The sequence below is a fragment of the Herbiconiux oxytropis genome (genome assembly GCF_024979315.1).
In the GTDB taxonomy this organism is placed as follows: Bacteria; Actinomycetota; Actinomycetes; order Actinomycetales; family Microbacteriaceae; genus Herbiconiux; species Herbiconiux oxytropis.
The window spans coordinates 39395-62035 of the sequence record NZ_JANLCK010000014.1 but is presented as its reverse complement, the minus strand read 5'-3'; the positions used below and the strand labels follow the sequence as shown (position 1 = coordinate 62035).

The window sequence follows — 22641 nt, the reverse complement described above, 5'->3', positions numbered from 1 at the left end:
GCCGCTCGTCGATCCTGGCGATCAGTGCGTGTGCGCGGCGTGACTGTGCTCGTGCGAGATGGCATCCGCCATGGTGGGGGGTGACACGGCGGCAGCCTTCTGCTGCTTCTCGAGCTCGGCGTCGAGCGCACGATGGTCTCCGCGGTAGCGGGCCACCCAGGCGCGGCCGGCGGTGGGCGACATGTGGCAGAGCCCGGGGACGTCGGGATTGTCGGCACAGAGCGACCGAGCGGGCCGGGTGGGCGCGGGCCGGGCAGGCGCCGGCGGCGTGTCCGGCGCACGCGAGACGATGCCCACCGGCGACCACCGTCGGCGGCTCTCGCCGCCGCACGAGTCGCACGCGCGCGACGAGGGCACCGGATGCACGACGAACGCCTCGGCCCTCGAGCCGCAGTCGGAGCAGAGGTAGTCGACGATGATGGCCATGCCGGCCTACTCGAAGTAGCCGGGCGCGTGGGCGAACTCGGCCCAGTCATCCGGATCGTGACTGATCCAGATGGTGGCCTCGAGGCTCTCGGTGAGGTACTTGAGCCGCCGGACCGACTGCACGGCGGTCTTGGTGTCGGCGTCGATCGGGAAGTGGTACTCCTGCTCCATCTGCGCCCGGAGGTGGATGGCGTCGCCGGTCAGGATGAAGGTGCGCGAGGCGAGCCGCACCACGAGGCTCACCTCACCGGGGCTGTGGCCGGGAGTGGCGAGGATGGTGATGGCGCCGTCGCCGAAGAGGTCCAGGTCGCCGGGCACCTCCCGCACGTCGAGGCGCTTGATGGTGTCGAGCACCTCCTGCCGGTACACGAAGGCCTGAATGGGATCCGGCCAGTTCGCGTAGCGCAGTTCGCCCTCGCCGAAGAAGTGCTTGGCCTCGGGAAAGAGGTAGAGGCCACCGGTGTGGTCGAAGTGGCCGTGCGAGGAGATCACGTGGGTGATGTCGCTCAGCCGGTAGCCGAGCGCCTGGATCTGGCGGTCGAGCCGCTGCTCGCTCGTGCCGCCGATGCCGAGCAGCGGTGCCAGCTCGGAGCCGTAGACCTTCTCGGGGTCGTCGATGGCATCGGGGTGGAGTCCGGTGTCGAAGAGCACGAGACCCCTCGGGTGCTCGATCAGGAAGGAGGGGCACGGGATGGTCACCTCTCCGCTCGTGCCGTAGAGGAGGGTCTCGGATTGAACCGTGAGAGTCGGGGAATCCAGGGCCCAAAGCCTGCGTGCGTGTCCGTGTGTCATTCGACTTCGATCCTTTCGCGAGTACGTCGTCGTACCCCAGTCAGTCTGCCGTCGACGTGCTCGGAGCCCCTGTCCCATCTTGGGTCAGGGGCGGCGGGAGGGCCCCTCGGCCCTGCCTATCATCGGGTCAGCCGCGGCGCCGGATGACGCCCGCGAGCGGCACGACTACACGCGAAGGAGCGTTCGGTGCAGGGCAGAGTGGCAGCGGTCGTCGGACCGAGACAGTTCGAGGTCAAGCAGTACGAGGTGCCGCAGCCCGCGGCGGGGGCCCTGGTGCTCGAGGTGCAGCGCGCCAATGTGTGCGGCTCCGACATCCACCAGTTCCACTACGACAGTCCGGCCCTCCGCGAGGCGGCTCTCGGGCACGAGTTCGTGGGCCGGGTGCAGGCGCTCGGCCCCGGGGTCACGCACGACAACGCGGGCCGCCCGGTGGCCGTCGGCGACCGGGTCGTCCCCGTCTACTACGTCACCTGCCGGCGCTGCCCGGCGTGCCTGCGCGGCGACTTCGGCATGTGCGCGAACTCCCTGCGCGAGTGGTCGAAGAACCCGGAGCTCGCTCCGCACTTCTTCGGCGGTTTCGGCACCCACTACTACGTGAACGAGGACCAGTACTTCTTCGTCGTGCCCGACGAGCTCGACGATCAGATCGTCGCGGGCGCGAACTGCGGGCTCGCCCAGATGCTGTTCGCCCTCGACCGCACCCGGCTGGCCGCCGGATCGACCCTCGTCGTGCAGGGCGCGGGGGGCCTCGGCCTCTACGCCGTCGCGGTCGCCAAGGAGCGCGGGGCGACCGTGATCGTCATCGACGGCGTCGCCGAACGGATCGACCTGGCCGAGCGGTTCGGGGCCGATCACGTCGTCGACATGGCCGCGCACCCGACGGGGCAGGATCGGCTCGACCGGGTGCTCGAGCTCACAGGCGGTCTCGGCGCCGACGTGGTGCTCGAGGTCACCGGGGTCTCGGCGGCATTCACGGAGTCGGTGGCTCTCGCACGGGTGGGAGGCGAGGTCGTCTCCGTCGGCAACCTCAACGTGGGCGAGGGGTTCGAGATCGCGCTCTCGCCCGGCATCATCACGCGGAAGAACCTCAGGGTGCAGGGCGTGCTGCGCTACGACCCCTGGTACCTCCACCGCGCACTCGAGTTCCTGCTGCGCACCCACGACCGGTTCCCGTTCGAGGCGCTCACGAAGGATGCGCACTCCTTCGACGACCTCGCCGACGCGATCCGCGACGGTGAGTCCCGCAGCGTCGCCCGCGCCTCCATCGTCTTCTGACCGACCGAACCCCACACAGAGAGCAGACCCCACGATGACCGACCACCTCAGCAGACTCTTCATCGACGGCTCCTGGCAGGAGTCCGTGTCGGGCGAGACCTTCGCCGTGCAGAATCCCGCCGACGGCTCCGAGATCGCTCGCATCGCCGACGGGAACGCCGAGGACATGACCCGGGCGATCGATGGCGCCGAGCGCGCCCAGGTCGGCTGGGCCGCGACCCCGGCGCTCGAACGCTCGAAGATCCTCCGCCGGGCCGCCGAGATCGCTCGCGCCGACATCGACCGGCTCGCCCGAGTGATGACGGCCGAACACGGCAAGCCCGTGGCTCAATCGGTGGGAGAGCTGAACTACGGGCTCGACTTCATCGAGTGGTTCGCCGAGGAGGGCCGCCGCACCTACGGGTCGACCGTGCCCTCGACCGGTCCCGACAAGCGGATCGTCGCCATCCGGCAGGCCGCAGGTGTGAGCGTCGCCATCACCCCCTGGAACTTCCCCTCGCTGCAGATCCTGCGCAAGCTCGGTGCCGCCTTGGCGTCCGGCTGCTCGATGGTGGTCAAGCCCGCGGCACTCACCCCGATCTCGGCGCTCGAGATCGGCCGGTTCTTCGCCGAGGCGGGGCTCCCGGCAGGCGTGCTGCAGATCGTGCCGAGCTCGCGGGCGGCCCGGGTGAGCGCCACCATCATGGCCGACAGTCGCGTGCGGGTGCTCTCGTTCACGGGCTCGACCGAGGTCGGCAAGATCCTCATGCGCGAGGGCGCCGCCACCATGAAACGGCTCTCGCTGGAACTCGGCGGACACGCCCCGTTCATCGTGTTCGACGACGCCGACGTCGACCACGCGCTCGACCAGCTCGTGGCCGTGAAGATGCGCAACATGGGCCAGACCTGCGTCTCGGCCAACCGCATCTTCGTGCAGCGCTCGGTCGCCCCGGAGTTCACCCGCCGTCTCGTGGAGCGCCTCTCGGCGATGCGGATCGGCTTCGGCCACGAGGCTGAGGTGGAGGTCGGCCCCTTGATCGAGGCGGCCGCCGTCGAGAAGGTGGAGGCGCACGTGGCCGACGCGATCGCCGGTGGCGCCGGTGTCGCCACGGGTGGCCGGCGACCGGAGCACGCCTCGCTCGCCTACGGGCACTTCTACGAGCCGACCGTGCTCACCGGAGTCACCGACGACATGCTCGTCGCCCGCGACGAGACCTTCGGTCCCGTGGCACCGATCTTCGAGTTCGACACCGAGGAGGAGGTCGTCCGGCGCGCGAACAACTCGCCCTACGGCCTCGCCGCCTACTTCTTCACGCGCGACGTCAACCGGGTGGTGCGGGTCTCCGAGGCCCTCCAGTACGGCACGGTGGGCGCCAACGACGGCACGATCTCGGCCGTGCAGGCCCCGTTCGGCGGCGTGAAGGAGAGCGGGATCGGCCGCGAGGGCGGCCACTGGGGCATGGAGGAGTACATGGACACGAAGTACATCTCGCTCGCCGGCCTGACCCGGCCCTGAGCATCCGCCGAACACACGCACGAGGAATGGAGAACGCATGACAGGCAAACTCGAAGGCCGGAAGGCTGTCGTCACGGGGGCGGGGTCCGGCATGGGACGGGCCATCGCCGTGCGGTTCGCCGCGGAGGGCGCCGCCGTCGCCGCACTCGATCTGGATCACGCGGCGGCCGAGGCCACCGCCCGCACCATCGTCGAGGCCGGAGGCACCGCCCACGGCGTGCAGGTCGACGTGTCGGACAGCGGATCGGTCACCGCTGCGATCGACTCGAGCGTCCGAGCGCTCGGCGGCATCGACGTGCTCGCGAACATCGCCGGCATCCTCGACGGCTACGCGCCCGTGCTCGACACCAGCGAGGAGCTCTGGGACCGCATCATCGGTGTCGACCTCAAGGGCGTCTTCCTCGTGACGAAGGCCACGCTGCCGACGATGCTCGAGGGCGGTGGAGGCACGATCGTGAACATGGCCTCGATCGCCGGGTTCGTCGCGCGCGGCGGTGGGGCCGCCTACACCTCGGCCAAGCACGGCGTCGTGGGACTCACGAAGCAGACCGCGGCCGACTACGGCGCTCAGGGCATCCGGGTGAATGCGATCTGCCCCGGCGCCGTGGAGACGGCGATGACCAAGAAGATCCTCGAGGACGGGGAAGCCGCCGTGATCGAGTCGATCAATGCCGTACCGGCGGGCCGCCACGCCCAGCCCGAGGAGATCGCGAACCTCGCCCTCTTCCTGGCCAATGACGAGTCCGACTTCATCCACGGAGCGGCCTACGTCATCGACGGAGGCTGGACGATCGTCTGATCCTCCGCAGCAGACAGAACCCCCGCCCGATCCTCCGGGCGGGGGTTCTGTCATGTGCCCCGTGGCTTCAGCGGCTCCGCACCACGACCGCGTCGACGGCGCGGACGGCCGGTTGCACGTCGCCGCCGAGCGGCAGCAGCATGAGCGGGTTGACGTCGAGCTCGTGAACCGCCAGGTCCGGGTCGAGCATCGCCTCCCCGAGCGCCACGGCCGCCGTCGCCCAGGCGCCGAGGTCCACCGGAGGAGCACCTCTGACACCCGCGAGCACGGCCGACAGACGGAGTCGCCCGATGGCGTCGAGGGCATCCTGCTCGGAGAACGGTGGCAGCAGCAGCTGCACGTCGGGCAGGGCCTCGACGTGGATGCCGCCGGCGCCGAGGAGCACGACCGGGCCGAAGACGGGGTCGAAGCGGGCGCCGAGCATCGCCTCGTGCACGCCTTTCACCAGGCGGGCGACGATGACGCCTTCGTCGGCGAGGCCCTCGCGCGCGAGCGTGGCGATCATCTCCGCCACGACCTGCTCGGCATCCTCGGCCTGCACGCCCACCCGCACGAGTCCGAGCTCGGACTTGTGCGTGGCCTCCGAGGAGCAGCCCTTGATCACGACCCGCCCGCCGCCGAGCCGATCGATCGCAGCACGCGCCTCGGCAGGACTCCTGACCAGCACGTGCTCGACCGCCGGCACCCCGATGCGCGCGAGGAACTCGAGCCCCTCCGACTCGTTGAGGGCGGTTCGGGCTTCGGCCAGACGGCGATCGGCCGCACGCGGTGCGAGCGCGCGGGACCGCGCGGCCGCCATGAGGGCGTGATGGCGCAGATACTGTGCCAAGGCGCGCACCGCCTCCGATTCATCGGCGAAGACCACGATCCCGCGGTCGCGGAACACCCGCGCGATCGCCGATTGAGGCACCGCCATCACCACCGGGAGACCCGAGGTCGCCTCGAAGCGGGCGACGTCGTCTGCGAACCGGTCGACGTCGTAGCCGCGGCCCGCCACGGGGATCCCCACGACGCAGGCATCCACACCGCCGTCGTCCCCGAGCACCGGCAGGACCTTGCCGAAGAGCGAGCTGTCCGTGAGGAGTGCCGCCGTGACGTCGATCGGGTTCTCGACCGACGCGAAGGCGGGCAGCGCTGCTTCGAGAGCCGCGCGGGTGGTGTCCGTGAGCTCGGCCAGAGCCAACCCCTCCTCTGCGGCGGCATCGGCCGCGAGCACGCAGATGGCGCCCGAGTTGCTCACGATGGCGAGCCGCTCCCCCTGAGGCGTCCGGGGCCGGAGGTAGAGCTCGGCCGCGGCCACGAGATCCCGCGTGCTCCGTGCACGCCAGATGCCGTGCTTGGCGAGGAACGCGTCGACGACGCCCTCCTCGGTCGCGAGGGCGCCCGTGTGCGACGCCGCCGCCTTCTGGCCCGCCTCGCTCCGGCCGCCCTTCAGCGCGACCACCGGCACACCTCGTGCGAGCGCCGTGCGGGCGACCTCGGCGAGCGAATCGAGGTCCGAGATGTCCTCCAGGTAGAGCAGCAGCAGCCGCACCTCCGGGTCGGCGACGACCTCGGCGGCGAACTCGGCCGCGGTCACGTCGATGTCGTTGCCGGTCGCGTGCGCATAGCGGACGCCGATCCCCGCCTCCCGGAGCAGTCCGTAGGGCACCGAGCAGAGCGCTCCGCTCTGGCTGACCACCGCGACCGCGCCGTCCTCGGGCTGCTGCTCGGTGAAGAGGGTCGAGAAGCTCAGCACGGCACCCGTGGAGAAGGTCGCGAGTCCCTGCGAATTGGGCCCCACGATGCGCATGCCCGTGCGCGCAGCGGCGTCGAGCATCTCCCGCTGCCAGGCGAGCCCCTGCTCGTCGCCGGTCTCGCCGAAGCCCGATGCCATGATGACGCAGCCCTTCACCCCGAGCTCGGCGCAGCGCACCACCTGGGCCACGGCGTTCGCCCCCGAGACCGCCACGATGGCCACCTCCGGCACGGTGGGCAGGGCGTCGAGCGACGGGTAGGCCTCGAGCCCCTGGATCTCGGTCCGCTGCGGGTTGACGGGGTAGACCGCACCGGCGTAGCCGTTCTCGGCGAGATAGCGGATGGGCCGCCCGCCGATCTTCTCGGGGTCGCTCGAGGCGCCGATGATCGCCACGGATGCCGGGTCGTGGAAGAAGCGCAGCCCGCTCACGCCGCGACCTCCTCGGCCGAGGGGAGCAGCCTCTGCGAGCCCTCGTCGAACACGATGCTCACGTGCACCCGGGTGCCGATCCTGGTCCCCGGCCGGCAGCGCGCCATCAGACGCACCCCGTCGTCGAGGTCGATGAGCGCGATGCCCACGGCCTCCGTGTCACGGCCCGAGGAGCGGCGGTGCAGGCTCGTCTCAGCGAAGACCGTCCCGGCTCCTGTCGGCTCGAACGATTCGACGGCCTCGGAGCAGACCGGGCACCGGGCCCGCGGCAGGTACCAACGGTGTCCGGCCGCGCAGCGCTGGGCGAGCAGGATCGGCTCCCCCGTCGTCCAGTCGCCCGTCATGGGGATCGCTCCGGTCATGCTCCTGCTCCTGTCGGTTCTCTGTCGAGCACCACGGAGACGTGGGCCGAGAGCACGCCGCCGTCGGCGTGCAGGAGGCCTCGTCGGGGTCGCGTGCTCAGCTGGCGGTTCGCGGCCTCGCCGCGCATCTGGGTGACCATCTCCACGAGGTGCGCCATGCCGCCGGCCACCCCGGAGTGGCCGTACGACAGCAGGCCGCCGTGGAGGTTCAGCGGGAAGCGGCCGTCGGCCGCGAAGAGCCCCTCCGCGGCGCGGGTGCCGGCGGTGCCCGGATCGACGATGCCGATCTCCTCGAGCAGGAGGGCCAGCGTGATGGTGAAGCTGTCGTAGATGCCCAGGATGTCGAGGCCCTCGACGCCCACACCGGCCTCGGCGAGCGCCGAGCCCGCGCTCGCGCCCGCCCCGAAGGCCGAGAAGTCGGCCTCGCTCACGTGCTGGTGGTCGTTGGCCTGGCCGAGGCCTGCGATCGTGACGGCGCGCACTCCGCCGTCGCCGCGGGAGATGACGACGGCGGCGGCTCCGTCGGACATCGGGCAGCAGTCCAGGAGCCCGAGGGGTTCGGCGATGGGCGGTGCGGCGAGCACGTCGTCGACGGTGATGGGGGTGCGGAACTGCGCTCCGGGGTGCTCGGCGGCATGGGTGCGCATCTGCACGGCGAGCGCGGCGAGCTCGCTCCGTTCGAGGCCGTGACGGTGCAGGTACTCGGAGGCGAGGAGGGCGTAGTAGGCGGGGATGTTGGCACCCAGCGCCACCTCGTGGCTCGCGTGCCCCACTTGGGCCAGCGTGGCGATGGCGGCGTCGCGGGTCTGCCCGCTCGCCCGGTTCTCACCGCCCACGACGAGGACCGTGCGGGCGTCGCCGGAGCGCACGAGGCGAGCGGCCTCGGCGAGCATGGCCAGCCCCGTCGCTCCTCCGACATTCATGCCGAAGGCCCGCTCGGGCTTCGCTCCGAGGTATTCGGCGAGAACGTTGCCGGGCATGATGTGGTTCACCGTGGTGGCGTAGCCGGTGATGACGGTGTCGACCTCGGGCGCGCCGAGTCCGGCGTCGTCGAGCGCCTGGTAGGCGGCGTCGGCCTGCAGCTCGAGGGCGCTCAGGCCGGAGTCGCGGCTGAAGGGGGTGAGGCCGACACCGATGATGGAGGCGTCGTCGCCTTTGCGTTCCTGGGGCACGGCCTCAGTCTCTCCGATCGGCCCGGATCGGCGCTGTCCCATATTGCGACGTCCCGACCGGGGCGTCGCCGGGCCGGGTGATGATCATCACCTATTCAGTCCGGAGAGAAAGGGAATCCGACGATGAGCAATGTCGCTACACGGCCGGATGTGATCGAAGTCGATGCGGTGGTCATCGGAGGTGGGTTCGCCGGGCTGTACTCGGTGTACGCGCTGCGGGAGAACCTGGGCCTCACCGTGCAGGCGTTCGACAACGCGGGCGACGTGGGAGGCACCTGGTACTGGAACCGCTATCCGGGTGCCCGATCCGACACCGAGGTCAACGCCTACTGCTACTTCTTCGACAAGGCCCTCTACGACGACTGGAAGTGGAGCGAGCGCTACCCGCGCCAGTCCGAGATCCTCGCCTACCTCGGCCACGTCGCCGATCGCTACGACCTCCGCCGCAGCTACCAGTTCAGCACGCAGATCGAGAGCCTGCTGTTCGACGAGGAGACCGATCGCTGGCTGGTGGCGACCGACAAGGGGCAGCAGTTCTCCGCCCGGTTCCTGATCGAGGCCGTCGGCCTGCTCTCGGCCACCAACGTTCCGGAGTTCCCCGGGCAGGAGAACTTCCGCGGTGAGATCTACCACACGGCGCGCTGGCCGCACGAGGAGGTCGAGCTGGCGGGAAAGCGCGTGGGCGTCATCGGCACCGGATCCAGTGGCATCCAGGTGATCTCGGAGATCGCTCCGGTCGTCGATCACCTCACCGTCTTCCAGCGCACACCGCAGTGGGTGGTGCCCTCGCGGCACCGGCCCATCGACCCCGAGCTGATCGACCGGATCCGCGGCGACTACGAGGGCTATCACCGCGAGGTGCTCTACTCCACGACCGCGTTCGGCTTCGAGGAGAGCGCCGTCTCGGCGGAGAGCGTCGACGAGGCCGCGCGGCACGAGGCGTTCGAGAAGGTGTACGACGACGGCGGTGGCTTCCAGTACATGTTCAAGGCGTTTAACGACGTCGGCACGAGCCTCGTGGCGAACAAGGCCGCGACCGACGTGATCGAGAAGCGCATCCGCGAGACGGTCGAGGACCCGATCGTGGCCGAGCTGCTCGTGCCGACCGACCTCTACGCCAAGCGGCCGCTGTGCTGCGACAACTACTACGAGGCGTACAACCGCGCGAGCACGACGCTCGTGGATGTGAAGGCCGACCCGATCGTGGAGTTCACCGAGAAGGGCATCCGTGCGGGCGACGTCGAGTACGAACTCGACGTGATCGTGCTGGCCACGGGTTTCGACGCGGTCTCCGGCAACCAGCTGCGCATCTACCAGCAGGGCCGGAACGGTCTCACCCTGCAGGACAAGTGGCGCGACCGCGCCTACACCTACCTCGGCATGATGACCGCGGACTTCCCGAACATGTTCATGGTCTACGGCCCCATGGGCCCGTTCACCAACCAGCCTCCGGTGCACGAGGCCCAGGTGAACTGGATCGCGGACGCGATCAAGCACACGATCGACACCGGCGCCTCGACGCTCGAGCCCACGCAGAAGGCCGAGGACGACTGGATGGAGCTGTGCGACACCGGTGCGGCCCTGACGCTCTTCCCGAAGGTGAACTCCTGGATCAACGGGGCGAACATCCCCGGGAAGCCGGTGGTGAACTACTTCTTCATGGGCGGGATGGCGGCTTACATGGACCTCATGGACGCCGATCGCGCATCGGAGTTCGGCGACCACTTCCTCACCGACGGCCATGCGGCCCGGGTGAGGGCCTGAGCGAGTGCGGGCCACGGCACCTGAGACGCACTCCCCCGGCATCCGGGCGTTCGCGACGGCCGCGCGGTACGTGCAGGGTCCGGGTGCGCTGGAGCGGATCGGCGGGGAGTGCAAGGGCATCGGTGGGTCGGCCCTCGTGCTGATCGACGCCTTCCTGCTGCCGACGCTCGCCCCTGGCGTCGAGCGTTCCTTCGCCGCAGCCGGTATCGAGGTCGAGGTGGTGGCGGTGTCGAGCGAGGTGACGTCTGCGGCCATCGCCGCGATCTCGTCGGCCGCCGCCCCCCATCACGGTTTCGTGGTGGGCGTGGGCGGCGGCAAGACGGTGGACCTCGCGAAAGGGGTCTCGCGGCTTCGCGAGGTGCCGGTGGTGACCGTGCCCACGATCGCGAGCAATGACAGCCCGGCGAGCCGTGCCATCGCCGTCTACGACGACGCCCACCAGCTGCAGCAGGTGCCGCAGTTGGAGCGCAGCCCGGCGCTGGTCCTGGTCGACACCGCCGTGATCGCCGGGGCGCCGCGCCGGTTCCTCGCCGCCGGCATCGGCGACGCCTTGTCCAAGCACTTCGAGGTCGCGGCGTGCCGGGCTGCCGGTGGCATCACGATGCAGGGCACCCGCGGGCTCCGCATCGCGGCCGTCGTGGCAGAGGGCTGCTACGACGTGCTGCGGTCGCAGTCGGCGGGGGCCTTCGCGGCGCTCGAGGCCGATGAGATCGACGAGGCGTTCGAGGACACGGTGGAGGCCGTCATCCTGCTCTCCGGGCTCGCCTTCGAGAACGGCGGCCTGTCGCTCGCCCACGCGGTGACCCGAGGGCTGATGGCACTCCCCGGTCCCGCGGAGCGCCTGCACGGCGAGCACGTGGCCTACGGGCTCCTGGTTCAGCTGGCCGTGCTCGGAGAGGACGACACCGTGCTCCTCGACCTCGCCGACTACCTCGGCGAGGTGGGTCTGCCGCGTTCGCTGAGGGAGCTCGGTGCGGAGGCCGATGAGGATGCGCTGGCCGTCGTGGCCGAGAAGACGCTGACGGCGCCCCATGTCGTGAACCTGCCCGAGCCGCTGACCGAGGCGGCACTCCTGGCCGCCCTCCGCCGGGTGGAGGAACTGACCGGCTGAGCCGGCGCAGGAGTCGTCGGTCGCTCTCAGCGCACCTGCTCGGCCGCGAACTGCGGCCTGGGGTGCGCGTACGACTCCTGCGCCTCGACGAGCTGCAGCTCCCGCTCGCCCGAGCGGTAGGTCAGCTCGATCAGGTCGAAGACACTCGAGGCGGTGCGCTCGAGCGCCACCGACGCCTGGCCGGTCGCTCGGTAGTGGGCGGTGAAGAGGGCGGCCGTGACGTCTCCCGATCCGTTCGCCTTGAACGGCAGGAAGGGTGTGCGCACGATCCACGCCCCCGCGTCGTCGACCACGAGCATCTCGATCGTCTCCGGGTCGCGATCCGGGCGCTCGACGCTCGTCACGAGCACGGTCGACGGGCCCATCTCGCGGGCGAGGTCGGCCGAGACCAGGGTCGACTCGAGGGTCGACGGCTCGGTGCCGGTGAGGTAGCCCAGCTCGAACTGGTTGGGCGTGATGATGTCGGCCACGGGCACCACGCGGTCGCGCAGCAGATCCGGGATCTCGGGTGCCACGAAGCAGCCCGATTTCGCGTTGCCCATCACAGGGTCGCACGCGTAGATCGCGCCGGGGTTCGCCGCCTTCACCCGGTTCACGGCGTCGACGATGACGTCGCCGATGCCCACACCGCCCTGGTAGCCCGAGAGCACCACGTCGATCGAGGGGAAGACGCCGCGCTCCTCGATGCCGAGGAGGACCTCGCGCACGTCCTCCGGTGAGATGAGCGGGCCGCGCCACGCGCCGTAGCCCGTGTGGTTGGAGAAGTTGACGGTGTAGACGGGCAGCACCTCCGCCCCGATGCGCTGGAGCGGGAACACGGCTGCCGAGTTGCCGACGTGCCCGTGGGCGACGGCGGACTGGATGGAGAGGACCTTCACACCCCCATTCTTCGCGCTCCGGGCCCAGGAAGCGAACGCGACGTGACCGATCGGTGACGGATCGGCTGCCGGCACGGATCAGAGCAGGTGGGTGACGGTGGCGGATGCCGCGTCCCAGCGGCGCAGAGCGGTCGCCGAGCTGCCGGAATCGGCCGCGCCGCTCGAGGCGACCGCGCCGGCATCCGCTGCCCGTTCGGCGGTGTCGTCGAGCAGACGGAGCGCCTGGGGCAGGGTGTCGAGGCGGAGGCGGCGGGCGAGGGTGACGTGCGGGGTCCACTGGGCGGGCCGTGTGTGCGGCGCGTCGTCGCCCGGCCCGGCGAGGTCGTGCACGACGGAGTGCAGGTGGAGGAGCGCCGGTGAGGGGACCACCGATCGGACGAGCACCCGCCGATCCCCCGCACCGAACAGGAGGGGCGCCCCGAGCTCGACCGGAAGGGGCAGGGCGATGGCCGCCGCGAGCGCCTCGGGCGCAGGCGAGGTCAGCCCACTCCGCACGAGGAGGGTGATGTGCGGCCGGTTGCTCGCGGCCGTGTGCGCCGCGAGGCTCGACAGTCCGGCTCCCGCGAGGGCCTCCCACTCGGCCATGACCCGCATCTCCGTGACCGGGTCGAGGAGGAGCTCCAGACTGACGACGGGCTGTCGGGGCGCGTCGGTCATGCGGCGGACCGGAAGACGATGTCGACCGCGTCACCGTGCACCTCGAGGTCAGCGACCACCCTAAAGCTCTCATCGCGACGGGCACCGTCCTCCCCGGTGTACTCGATCACGCCGATCGTGCTCCTCAGCCCCACCGGCGAACGGGACGGTACACCGTCGACGTAGTCGACCCCGACCGCGCCGAGCACGTCGATCTCCGGCCGCTCGGTGATGGTCAGGTTCGAGACGGTCCGGCCGAGGTAGGCGAGCACGGCGGGGCAGTCGTCAGGCATCGCGGTCGCCTCCTCGAGGCACGCGTCGAGGTGCTCGTCCAGAGCCTCGGAGACGGTGTCGACGAGCTCGGGAGTCGGATCGAACGTGAGCTGCACCCGGGCCGCCACCGGCAGCGCCGCACCCTCGGAGGGCTCCTCCACCGAGGGCTCCGCATCGGAGAGCGCGAGGACGTACTCGGTCGCCGCCGAGAACGCGGTGCGCTCGGGCGCGATCACCTGGTACTCGCCCGGGTAGACGAGTGCGATGAGCTGCTCGGCGCCCGCGAAGGAGGGGCCACTGAGGTCGATCGGCTCCCCGCCGAGGGTGGCGGGGCCCACCGTGGGCACGTTCGACTCCACCACGATCGGCACGACGAGCGGATCGACGACCCGCCACCGCGAGGCGCCGAAGGGCCCGTCGTGCTCGCGCTCGACCCGCAGCGCCGCACGCCCGCGCTCGTCGCCCACCGCGTAGTCGACCTCGACCAGCACCGTGCTCCCCACGGCGACCTCGGTCGTGCCGTCGCTGCCGAGCTCGATGTCGAGCACCGAGAACGGCTCCAGCGAGCTCGCGAGCACCTCGTCGCTCACGAGCACCGAGGCGACGCCCTCACGGCCCTCGGCCCACGCGACCGGATCGACGAGCGAGGAGGCCGCTCCGGCTTTCCCCTCCGCGATCAGCGCGGCGTAGTCGCGCACGGCCTCTGCGGGCCCCTGTGCGGTGCGGAGGACCGACCACACCACGGCGGCCGCGATCCCCAGCACGACGAGCGAGATGCCGGTCACGACGATGAGGAGCCGAGCGCGCCGCCTGCCGCCCACCGCGGTGCCGGCACCGCCGGGTGTCGTCGTCTCGCTCAAGATCCCCTCCTCGATCCATCATGGCCGGATGCCTCCGAGGCGGCGATGGGGACACCTCCCCATCGCCAGGCGCCGGCTCCGATGTCGGTGGCCGCCCCTACCGTCGAGAGCGCGCTGGAAATCGGCGCGGCCGGACGTCGTCACGGCCCGATCCGGCGCGGAGGAGGTGAGCACCACGACCACCCGCGGCTTCGCCACCATCGACTTCGAGACCAGCGGCCTGGCGCCCTCCTCCGGGGCCCGCGCGCTCGAGATCGCCGTCGTGCACTCCGACCCGGATGGCGCGGTGATCGGCAGCTGGGACACGCTGATCGCGGGAGACGGCCCGGTCGGCCGCTCCGACATCCACCGCATCTCGCGCTCCACCCTCGAGCACGCGCCCTCCTTCGCCGACATCGCCCCCGAGCTGCTCGAGCTGCTGAGCGGGCGCGTCATCGTGGCCCACAACGCCGGGTTCGACCTCCGGTTCCTCGCAGCGGAGCTCGACCTCATCGGCCACCGCCCGTGGCCGGCGCCGGCCGCCCTCTGCACGCAGCGCCTCGCCCGCACCTACCTCCCCGGCTCCCGCCGATCGCTCGCCCACCTCTGCGAGGTCTTCGGCATCGAGCTCGAGGGCGCCCACCGCGCCTCGGTCGACGCACGCGCCACCGCACAGCTGCTCGAGTGCTACCTCGCCAACACCGCCGATCGCTCGGGCTTCGACGCCCTGCTCGACCGGGCGGCCGCGCGGCCGCTCGCCCCGCTGCCGGCTCGCGGCACCCGGTGGCACCCGCGCGAACACGCGGCGTCGTCCGTCTGGCCCGCCTTCGCGCCGTGACCGCCAGACAGTCTTCCCGCCGTAGCCGTCAGGCGGGCGAGGTCGAGAGCGCCTGCAGGCCGGTCACCCGCAGCAGGGCGAGCTTCTGCTCGTCGTCGCTGCCGGGTGCGGCCGTGTAGACGACCAGCCGCAGATCGCCGCCCGGCACGGTGAGCACGTCGCAGTCGAGCGTGATCGGCCCGGCCGGCGTGCGCGTCATCGTCTTGCGGCTGGAGCGGTGCTCGGCCACCTTCGCCTCGGCCCAGCGCCGCTCGAACTCGGTCGACTCGGCGCGGAGCCTCTGCACGAGCTGCGCGAGCCCGGCATCGCGCGGATACCTGCCGACGGCGGTGCGGAGGTCGGCCGCGAGGTCGCTCGCGAACTCCTCCTCGTGCCGGTCATCGAACTCCACCCCCTCGTGCCCACGGGTGAAGTGGCGCCAGACGAGATTGCGGTCGAGGCCCGTCCACCTCGAAGGATCGCCCGTGAGCGCCGCCCACAGCGGATTCCAGAGCAGGATGTCGTGGCTCGCGGTGAACACCGCGAGCGGCACATCGCCGAGCCGGTCGACGATGCGCTGCACGCCCGGACTCACGTGCTGAGGCACCACGCCGCGAGTGGGCAGAGCGGCTCCGGCCACACGGTGGAAGTGCTCGCGCTCGTTCTCGTCGAGGCGGAGGGCCAGGGCGAGGGCTCCGAGCAGCTGCGGCGACGGATGCGTGGAGCGGCCCTGCTCGAGCCGCACGATGTAGTCCACGCTGACGCCGGCGAGCGCGGCGAGCTCCTCGCGCCGCAGCCCGGTGGTGCGCCGGCCGGCGCCCGCGGGCAGACCGACGTCGGCCGGGCGCACACGGTCGCGCCAGGCGCGCAGCACGGTCGCGAATTCGCTCATGCCCCCATCCTGCGCCCTGCCGGCCGCGCGAGGGTGGTACCGCCGGTCCCCCTGTCGATCGGGGCCTGGGCGCACCAGCGGGGAGGCCGCAGGGTGGGAGTCATGACAACGACACTCATCACCGGGGCCAACAGGAGCCTCGGCCTCGAAACCACCCGTCGCCTGCTCGAAGCGGGCCACACCGTCTACGCCGGCATGCGCGACACCGCGAACGGCGACGCGGCCCGAGCGCTCGGTGCCCACGTCGTGCAGCTCGACGTCACGCAGCAGGCGAGCGTCGACAGGGCCCTGGCGAGCCTGCCGGAGCTCGACGTGCTCGTGAACAACGCCGGCATCCTCGGCCGCTCTTTCGGCGTCGACGACCTCTCGGCCGAGACCCTCGAGGAGGTGCTCGACACCAACGTGGTCGGCCTCGTGCGCGTCACGCAAGCGGCACTCCCGCTCCTCCGGCTCTCCGGGGCGCCCGTGATCGTCAACGTCGCCTCGGGCGTCGGCTGGCCGCGATTCCTCAGCACGGAGGGGCACGACGAGTTCCCCGTGCCCGCCGTGCCCTACGCCGCCTCGAAGGCGGCCGTGATCGCGCTCACGGTGCAGTACGCCAAGAACCTCCCCGGCTTCCGGGCAAACGTGAGCGACCCGGGCTACACGGCCACCGACTTCAACCGGCACAGCGGGCACCAGACCGTCGCCGAGGGCACCGACGCGACGGTTGCCCTCGCGCTCCTCGGGCCGGAAGGACCGACCGGGGAGTTCCACAACCGGCACGGTCGCATCGACTACTGATTCGGGCGCACGGGCGGACGAGCCGATCTGCGGCCGGCCCGGCTCACCACCGCTCGCGGTGCCGCTCCTGGTCGACCACGGCCTCCCGGTCGGCCAGGCGGCGGAGCCCCGCGAGAGGCTGCGCCATGCGGTGGTTGCCGGCGAGATGCGGTTCGACCCGGTCGAGGAACGCCCAGTAGCCGGCGGTGAACGGGCACGCGTCCTCCCCCAGCCGCTTCGCCGGGTCGAACACGCAGCCGGAGCAGTGGTCCGACATCCGGTTGATGTAGGCACCGCCCGCCGCGTAGGGCTTCGTGGCCACGATGCCGCCGTCGGCGTGCTGCGACATGCCGATGACGTTGGCGGGCATCACCCACGGCGTGCCGTCGACGAACATGTCGACGAACCAGTCGTTGAGCGCCACCGGGTCGTAGCCGTGCTGGAGCGCCCAGTTGCCGAGCACCATGAGGCGCTGGATGTGGTGTGCCCAGCCGTGCCGCCGCATGCCGTCGAGCGTCTCGTGCAGGCAGTTCGACTCCACCGCCGAGGGGTCGAGCTCGCGGAAGGCGGGCGGCAGGGGCTCGTGGGCGGCGAGCGCGTTGCGCCGGGTGGGGTAGGTCTCGCCGAGGTGCCAGTAGAGGTGCCAGACGTAGTCGCGCCAGCCGATGATCTGCCGGGTGAAGCCCTCGACGCTCGCGAGCGGCGCCCGGCCGGAGTGGTACTCGGCGACCACGGTCTCGACGGCGTGGAGAGGGTCGAGGAGCCCCAGGTTCATGGGAGCGCTCAGCAGGGAGTGCGCCATGGTCCAGTCGCCGCCGAGCATGGCGTCCTCGAACGGCCCGAAGTCGTTCAGCCGCGACTCCACGAAGTCGGCGAGCGCCAGCTCGGCCTCCTCGGGGGTCGCTGCGAAACGGCGCGGGCCGTCGTCGCCGACGAGGGTCACCGCCCCTTCGCGCTGCCAGCGGTCGAGGTCGGCGCGCACCTCTTCGTCGATGCCGTCCTCGACCGGCCACCACGGGTCGGGGAGCCCGAGCCGCGCGGCGTGCCTGGGCGGCGGCTGACGGTTGTCGTGGTCGTAGTTCCAGTGGCCGCCCTCGGGCTGGTCGCCGCGCATCAGGATGCCGGTGCGCTCGCGCACGGTGCGGTAGAAGTCCTCGAGCAGCAGGCGCTTGCCGGCCCGCGAGGCCGCCCACTCGGCGAACTCCTCCTCCGGGGTCACGAAGCCTCGGCTCGGCAGCACGTGCAGGCCGTGCCGTCGCACGAACCGGCGGGCCGACCACGAGGTGGGGTCGATCACTTCGAGGTCGCGCCCCTCGACCACCTCGCTGTAGCGCTCGACCCGGTGGTACTCCACCCGGTCGCCGAGAGCCGCCGCCCGGTGGCGCATCGCCGAGAGCAGCAGGTGCGCCTTGGCGCGGTGCATCGGGCGGCGGCCGAAGACCGAGCGGGCCTCGACGATCATCATCGGTCCGCCGTCGTCGAAGAGCGGGCCGAGCTGACCGGCGAACACCCAGCGCGTGCGATCGGAGGAGGAGGTCACAGCCCCACCGTAGACACGCTCCCGCCGCGTGCACAGGGCGCGCGGGGCAGGATGGACGCATGGACTCCCCACAACTCCCCCGCCCCTCGGCCGCGCTCGACGGCTCGTCCGGCGGTGTCCTCGTGGTGGGTGCCGGCATCGCGGGGCTCGCCTGCGCGATCGCGCTCCGCGAGGCGGGGGTGCCCGTGACCGTGGTCGATCGCGGGAGGCGCCCCGGCGGGCGGATGTCCGGGCGACGACTGCACGGGCGGCCGGTCGACCTGGGGGCCGCCTACTTCACCGTTCCGGATGCGACGGGGCCGGGCGGTTCGGGCGGTTCGGGATTCGCCGCGGTCGTCGCCGAGTGGACCGCTCGCGGGCTCGCCCGCGGCTGGACCGACACCCTCACGGTGCTCGAGCCCGGCACCTCCGACACGACGACGGGTCCCCTGCGCCACGCCGCACCCGCCGGCCTCCGCTCACTCGTGGGCGATCTCGCCGACGCAGCCGTGCGGGCGGGCGCCGTGCTGCAGCTCGAGCACGAGGTCACCGAGGTGCACCCCGGCGGCACCGTGCGCGTCGAAGGCTCGGGGGCCGCCCCCTACGACACCGTCGTCCTGGCCATGCCCGAGCCCCAGGCCGTCCGGTTGCTGCCCGACGACTCGGCGGTGCGGGCGCAGCTCGACGTCGAGACCTGGGAACCCGTGATCTCGGTGGCCCTCGGCTACCCGCAGCGCTCCTGGCCGGCCGAGCTGCACGGCGCGTTCGTGAACGGATCGGATGTGATCTCGTTCCTCGCCGACGACGGCGACCGCCGCGGCGACGGCGCTCCCGTGCTCGTCGCGCACACGACCGCCGATCTCGCCCACCGCCACCTCGACGACCCCGAGTCCGCGGTGCCCGCCGTCATCGCCGAGGTCGAAGCGCTCCTCGGCCTCGACCCCGCCGGCCCGCCCGTCTGGACCCACGCCCACCGGTGGACGTTCGCCCGTGCCACGTCGACGCATCCGGAGCCCTACCTGCTCGACGGGCGCCTCGCGGTCTGCGGCGACGCCTGGGGCGGCCGCACCTCGGTCGCCACCGCCTGGGAGTCCGGCCACGCCCTCGGCCGAGCCCTGGGCAGCGTGCTCGGCAGCCCCACCGGAAAGGCCACAGGCGACGCCCCCACGGCGGCAGGCTGAGATCAGAACGAGCGGTCGAGCCGGGCCAGGACGTTCACGATGGCGAGCAGTCGCCGAGCTGCCCGCCGTCCCACCAGGCCACCGCTCACGGTGGGGATCATGCGGAACGTGAACTGCGAGACCACGTCGCCCGCCACCGCATCAGCGGCGGCCCCGGCAGGCGCCCCGAGGGTCGCGATCGCCCGGCTCGTCGCGAAGCGCAGCAGGATGCGACCCACGCGTGCCTCCTGCATGTCCCGGATCGAGGTGTCGAGGGTGAACCGCCCCTGGCGCGCCGCCGTGTTCCCCGGACGCGTCCGCCCGAGGAGCTTGCCGAAGGCGGTCGCCGGGAAGCCGACGGCCCGCGAGGGCTCGCGGTAGGGCAGCGGATCACGGTGGGCCGGTGGTTCGCGGTCGTCCGGAGGTTCGCGGTCTACCCGGGCACCACCCGGCACCACCGTCGCCCGCCGCACGATGTCGCGCGATGACCTCGCCACCCGCACCTCGAACTCCCCCGGTTCGAGCACCCACGCGTGGGCGTCCGCGTCCCAGGCGCTGAACGCCCTCCGGTCGAGCCGCAGCACGACCTCCGAGCTCTCCCCCGGCGAGAGCCACACCTTCTCGAACGCGCGCAGCTCCTGCTCGGGCCGGAACAGCGTCGACTCGGCGTCGTGCACGTACACCTGCACGACGTCCGATCCGCTCCGTGACCCGGTGTTCGAGACCGTCACCCGCACCTCGACCTCGTCGAGCCCCTCGCCGACCGTCACCGTCGCCTCCGACCAGGAGAAGCTCGTGTACGACAGGCCGTGGCCGAACGGGAACGCCACGGCCTCCCCGGCACTGTCGAACCACCGGTAGCCGACGTAGAGGCTCTCCCGGTACTCGATCGTGGCCGGCCCGTTCGGCAGCACCGACACCGGATGATCGTCGTAGCGCACGGGGAACGTCTCGGCCAGCCGCCCGCCCGGCTCCGCCGCTCCCAGCAGCACATCGGCCATCGCGCTCCCCGAGGCCTGGCCGCCGAGGTAGCCCTCCACGATGGCCGGAACCGACGCCGCCCACGGCAGTTCCACGGGCGAGCCGTTCTGCAGCACCACGACCGTCCGCGGGTTCGCCGCCCGTACGGTCTCGACCAACCTGTCGTGCGAGGCCGGCAGGCGCAGGTGCTCGCGGTCGACGCCCTCGGTCTCGAAGGTCTCGGGCAGTCCGACCACCACGACCGCGACATCCGCGGCGAGCGCCGCCACCCGCGCCTGGGCGAGCTGGGCCGCCGAGGCCCTGTCGTGCCCGCGGTCGTAGCCGGGCGCGTACGACACCGCGGAGTCCCCGAGCGCCTCGGTGAGGGCCTGGAGGAGGGTGTCCACCTGGGTCGGCACCACGTGCGAGCTCCCGGCGCCCTGGAACCGCGGCTCCTCGGCCATCGCGCCGATCACCGCCACACGGCTCCCGGTCGCGATCGGCAGCACCCCGTCGTTCTTCAGCAGCACGGTGCCCGCAGCGGCGGCCCTGCGTGCCAGGTCGTGATGCGCCTCGAGGTCGGGGGCGCTCGTACCCTGCACGTCCCCGTACCGCGCCGCGAGTTCCAGGATGCGCAGCACCGAGGCGTCGAGAGCCTTCTGCGGCAGGCGTCCCGACGTCAGCGCGCGCTGCACGTAGCGGTCGTCGCCCTTGCCGAGCCCGGGCATGGCCAGGTCGTTGCCGGCCGGCACCGAGGCCGTGCGATCCCACGCGGCCCCCCAGTCCGACACCACGACCCCCTCGAATCCCCACTCACCGCGGAGAACCCCGTTGAGCAGCCACGCGTTCTCGGTGCAGTGCGGGCCGTTCAGGCGGTTGTAGGCGGCCATCACGGTCGCCGGCCGCTCGCTCACGACGATGTGCTCGAAGCTCGCCAGGTAGAGCTCCCGCAGCGCCCGTTCGTCGACCACGGCCTCGATGCCGTAGCGCCGCTGCTCGGTGTTGTTGGCGGCGAAGTGCTTCAGCGACGCGCCCACGCCCGTGCTCTGCACACCGCCCACCCAGGCGGCGCCGATGCGCGACGAGAGGTGCGGGTCCTCGCTGAAGTACTCGAAGTTCCGCCCACCCACGGGGGTGCGCTTGAGGTTGACCCCGGGGCCCAGCAGCACGCCGATCCCGTGTCCGGCGGCCTCCCGGCCGAGCGCGATCCCGACCTCGCGCACGAGCGCGGGATCCCAGCTCGACCCGAGAGCGGAGGCCGTGGGGAAGCACGTGGCCGGATGCGAGTCGAACATCGACAGGGCCGAGCCCTCCTGCGGCCGGCGCACACCGTGGGGGCCGTCACCCACCCGCACGGCGGGAACCCCCACCCGGTCGACCGCACGTGTCGTCCACGCGTCCGCGCCCGCGGTGAGCGAGACCTTCTCGGCGTCGGTGAGCCGCGCGAGCATCTCGGCGGGAGTCTGTCCAGTCATCCGAACCCATGCTAGATGGCCGCCGCTCTGCCAGACTGTCCCCACCCCTGAACCGAAGGACGCCGCCGTGACCGACAGTGCCCCCCACTCCACCAGCTCCAGCCCCGCCTCCGCCCTCCTCACCGTCTCGATCGTCATCCCCGCCTACAACGAGGAGGCCGGCATCCGGCACTGCCTCGTGGCGGCGATCGAGCAGACCGTCCCCGCTCACGAGATCATCGTGGTCGACAACAAGTCGACCGATGGCACGGCGGCCGCGGTCGAGGCCATGCAGGTGGCGTTCCCGGATGCGAACATCCGGCTGGTCCCGCAGCACGAGGAGCAGGGCATCACGCCCACCAGGAATGCGGGCTTCGATGCGGCCACGGGCACCATCATCGGCCGCATCGACGCCGACACGGCCCTCTCGGCCAATTGGGTCGAGCAAGTGCAGCGCGCCTTCGCCTCGGGCGACTTCGTGGCCGCGAGCGGTTCGGTCGAGTACTACGACATGCCCATGCGTTCCTTCGGGCACCACGCCGACGACACGTTCCGCAAGATCCAGGTCAAGCTCGCCGGCAAGTACGTCTTCCTCTTCGGCACCAACATGGCCATCACGAAGGAGGCCTGGCTCGCGGTGCGCGACGACGTCTGCCCCGACCGCGAGGACCTCATGCACGAGGATCTCGACCTGGCCGTGCACCTCGCACTCAAGGGCTTCAAGATCGGCTACGTCTCGGCGATGACCGTGGGCATGTCGGCACGCCGGCTCGACTCGGCGCCGAAGGACTACTACTACTACGTGGAGCGCTTCAAGCGCACCTACGAGGCCCACGGCATCCGCGATCTGCGGCTGCTCGCCCCCATGGCGGTCTTCCTCGGCATCTACCCCGCCCTGCACGTGCAGCGCCGCCTCCTCGAGCACCGCACTCCCCAGGCCTGGGGCGGCCGCCCCCGCACCCCGGAGCCCTCCGCGGCCGAGGTCGACTAGCGGTGCGCGGCCTGCGGGTGGCGGCGGCCCTCTCCGCCGCCTCCGTCGTGGTGGGAATGCTTGCAGGATGCACGGCGAGCGGAACCGGGCCTGTGCT

20 protein-coding genes are annotated in these 22641 nt (G+C 71.6%); 9 read left to right on the top strand and 11 right to left on the bottom strand.

Annotated features, from left to right (window positions below):
* Positions 1 to 21: 21 nt before the first annotated feature.
* Together N1028_RS17950 and N1028_RS17945 are read right to left on the bottom strand one after the other, a co-directional pair.
* Positions 22 to 426 carry an FmdB family zinc ribbon protein gene (locus N1028_RS17950; protein WP_259530829.1) on the bottom strand — a complete coding sequence of 135 codons (405 nt, stop codon included), beginning with the start codon at positions 424 to 426 and terminating at the stop codon, positions 22 to 24.
* A 6-nt stretch (positions 427 to 432) separates the two neighbouring features.
* Positions 433 to 1125 (bottom strand): N-acyl homoserine lactonase family protein, encoded by a 693-nt coding sequence (locus N1028_RS17945; RefSeq protein ID WP_259530828.1) that lies wholly within the window; start codon positions 1123 to 1125, stop codon positions 433 to 435.
* 279 nt (positions 1126 to 1404) lie between these two features.
* On the opposite strand from N1028_RS17945, the gene N1028_RS17940 reads away from it, so the two are divergent.
* From N1028_RS17940 to N1028_RS17930, 3 genes are read left to right on the top strand one after another with little or no spacing between them, the layout of a single operon-like run.
* Positions 1405 to 2493, top strand: coding sequence for a zinc-binding dehydrogenase (locus tag N1028_RS17940; RefSeq protein WP_259530827.1), 1089 nt, complete (start codon positions 1405 to 1407; stop codon positions 2491 to 2493).
* A gap of 34 nt (positions 2494 to 2527) precedes the next feature.
* Positions 2528 to 3988, top strand: coding sequence for an NAD-dependent succinate-semialdehyde dehydrogenase (locus N1028_RS17935; protein WP_259530824.1), 1461 nt, complete (start codon positions 2528 to 2530; stop codon positions 3986 to 3988).
* Positions 3989 to 4025: 37 nt separating this feature from the next.
* Positions 4026 to 4787: an SDR family NAD(P)-dependent oxidoreductase gene (locus N1028_RS17930; RefSeq protein ID WP_259530823.1), complete on the top strand. Its 762-nt coding sequence runs from the start codon at positions 4026 to 4028 to the stop codon at positions 4785 to 4787.
* A gap of 67 nt (positions 4788 to 4854) precedes the next feature.
* Here the strand turns inward: N1028_RS17930 and N1028_RS17925 are convergent, their stop codons facing one another.
* The 3 genes from N1028_RS17925 to N1028_RS17915 are packed head-to-tail and all read right to left on the bottom strand — an operon-like array spanning position 4855 to position 8488.
* The gene (locus N1028_RS17925) at positions 4855 to 6954 is read right to left on the bottom strand and encodes an acetate--CoA ligase family protein (RefSeq protein ID WP_259530822.1); all 2100 of its coding nucleotides are present in this window, start codon (positions 6952 to 6954) and stop codon (positions 4855 to 4857) included.
* Positions 6951 to 7316 (bottom strand): Zn-ribbon domain-containing OB-fold protein, encoded by a 366-nt coding sequence (locus tag N1028_RS17920; RefSeq protein ID WP_259530821.1) that lies wholly within the window; start codon positions 7314 to 7316, stop codon positions 6951 to 6953. Before N1028_RS17920 ends, N1028_RS17925 begins: the two co-directional genes overlap by 4 nt.
* Positions 7313 to 8488, bottom strand: coding sequence for a thiolase family protein (locus N1028_RS17915; RefSeq protein WP_259530819.1), 1176 nt, complete (start codon positions 8486 to 8488; stop codon positions 7313 to 7315). Before N1028_RS17915 ends, N1028_RS17920 begins: the two co-directional genes overlap by 4 nt.
* A gap of 123 nt (positions 8489 to 8611) precedes the next feature.
* On the opposite strand from N1028_RS17915, the gene N1028_RS17910 reads away from it, so the two are divergent.
* Both N1028_RS17910 and N1028_RS17905 read left to right on the top strand, forming a co-directional pair.
* On the top strand, positions 8612 to 10252 hold the full coding sequence (locus N1028_RS17910; RefSeq protein WP_259530818.1) for a flavin-containing monooxygenase: 1641 nt from the start codon (positions 8612 to 8614) through the stop codon (positions 10250 to 10252).
* Positions 10253 to 10256: 4 nt separating this feature from the next.
* Positions 10257 to 11363, top strand: coding sequence for an iron-containing alcohol dehydrogenase (locus N1028_RS17905; protein ID WP_259530816.1), 1107 nt, complete (start codon positions 10257 to 10259; stop codon positions 11361 to 11363).
* A gap of 26 nt (positions 11364 to 11389) precedes the next feature.
* On the opposite strand, the gene pdxY is transcribed toward N1028_RS17905, so the two are convergent.
* The 3 genes from pdxY to N1028_RS17890 form a co-directional block, all read right to left on the bottom strand.
* The gene (pdxY, locus tag N1028_RS17900) at positions 11390 to 12241 is read right to left on the bottom strand and encodes a pyridoxal kinase PdxY (protein WP_259530814.1); all 852 of its coding nucleotides are present in this window, start codon (positions 12239 to 12241) and stop codon (positions 11390 to 11392) included.
* Positions 12242 to 12319: 78 nt separating this feature from the next.
* Positions 12320 to 12898: a 2'-5' RNA ligase family protein gene (locus tag N1028_RS17895; RefSeq protein ID WP_259530813.1), complete on the bottom strand. Its 579-nt coding sequence runs from the start codon at positions 12896 to 12898 to the stop codon at positions 12320 to 12322.
* Complete coding sequence (locus N1028_RS17890) at positions 12895 to 14010, bottom strand: hypothetical protein (protein WP_259530811.1); 1116 nt, start codon at positions 14008 to 14010, stop codon at positions 12895 to 12897. Before N1028_RS17890 ends, N1028_RS17895 begins: the two co-directional genes overlap by 4 nt.
* A gap of 166 nt (positions 14011 to 14176) precedes the next feature.
* On the opposite strand from N1028_RS17890, the gene N1028_RS17885 reads away from it, so the two are divergent.
* Complete coding sequence (locus tag N1028_RS17885; protein ID WP_259530809.1) at positions 14177 to 14827, top strand: 3'-5' exonuclease; 651 nt, start codon at positions 14177 to 14179, stop codon at positions 14825 to 14827.
* 28 nt (positions 14828 to 14855) lie between these two features.
* Here the strand turns inward: N1028_RS17885 and N1028_RS17880 are convergent, their stop codons facing one another.
* Positions 14856 to 15698, bottom strand: a complete 843-nt coding sequence (locus N1028_RS17880) for a helix-turn-helix domain-containing protein (protein WP_259530808.1) — start codon at positions 15696 to 15698, stop codon at positions 14856 to 14858.
* A 102-nt stretch (positions 15699 to 15800) separates the two neighbouring features.
* Here N1028_RS17880 and N1028_RS17875 point away from each other — a divergent pair, with 102 nt between their 5' ends.
* Positions 15801 to 16481 (top strand): SDR family NAD(P)-dependent oxidoreductase, encoded by a 681-nt coding sequence (locus N1028_RS17875; RefSeq protein WP_259530807.1) that lies wholly within the window; start codon positions 15801 to 15803, stop codon positions 16479 to 16481.
* A 43-nt stretch (positions 16482 to 16524) separates the two neighbouring features.
* Here the strand turns inward: N1028_RS17875 and N1028_RS17870 are convergent, their stop codons facing one another.
* Positions 16525 to 18000, bottom strand: coding sequence for a cryptochrome/photolyase family protein (locus N1028_RS17870; RefSeq protein WP_259530806.1), 1476 nt, complete (start codon positions 17998 to 18000; stop codon positions 16525 to 16527).
* A 59-nt stretch (positions 18001 to 18059) separates the two neighbouring features.
* Between N1028_RS17870 and N1028_RS17865 the strand changes: the two genes are divergently transcribed.
* Complete coding sequence (locus N1028_RS17865) at positions 18060 to 19160, top strand: NAD(P)/FAD-dependent oxidoreductase (RefSeq protein WP_259530805.1); 1101 nt, start codon at positions 18060 to 18062, stop codon at positions 19158 to 19160.
* A 2-nt stretch (positions 19161 to 19162) separates the two neighbouring features.
* On the opposite strand, the gene N1028_RS17860 is transcribed toward N1028_RS17865, so the two are convergent.
* Positions 19163 to 21574 (bottom strand): glycoside hydrolase family 3 C-terminal domain-containing protein, encoded by a 2412-nt coding sequence (locus N1028_RS17860; protein WP_259530804.1) that lies wholly within the window; start codon positions 21572 to 21574, stop codon positions 19163 to 19165.
* A 67-nt stretch (positions 21575 to 21641) separates the two neighbouring features.
* Between N1028_RS17860 and N1028_RS17855 the strand changes: the two genes are divergently transcribed.
* Complete coding sequence (locus N1028_RS17855; protein ID WP_259530803.1) at positions 21642 to 22544, top strand: glycosyltransferase family 2 protein; 903 nt, start codon at positions 21642 to 21644, stop codon at positions 22542 to 22544.
* Positions 22545 to 22641: the final 97 nt, after the last annotated feature.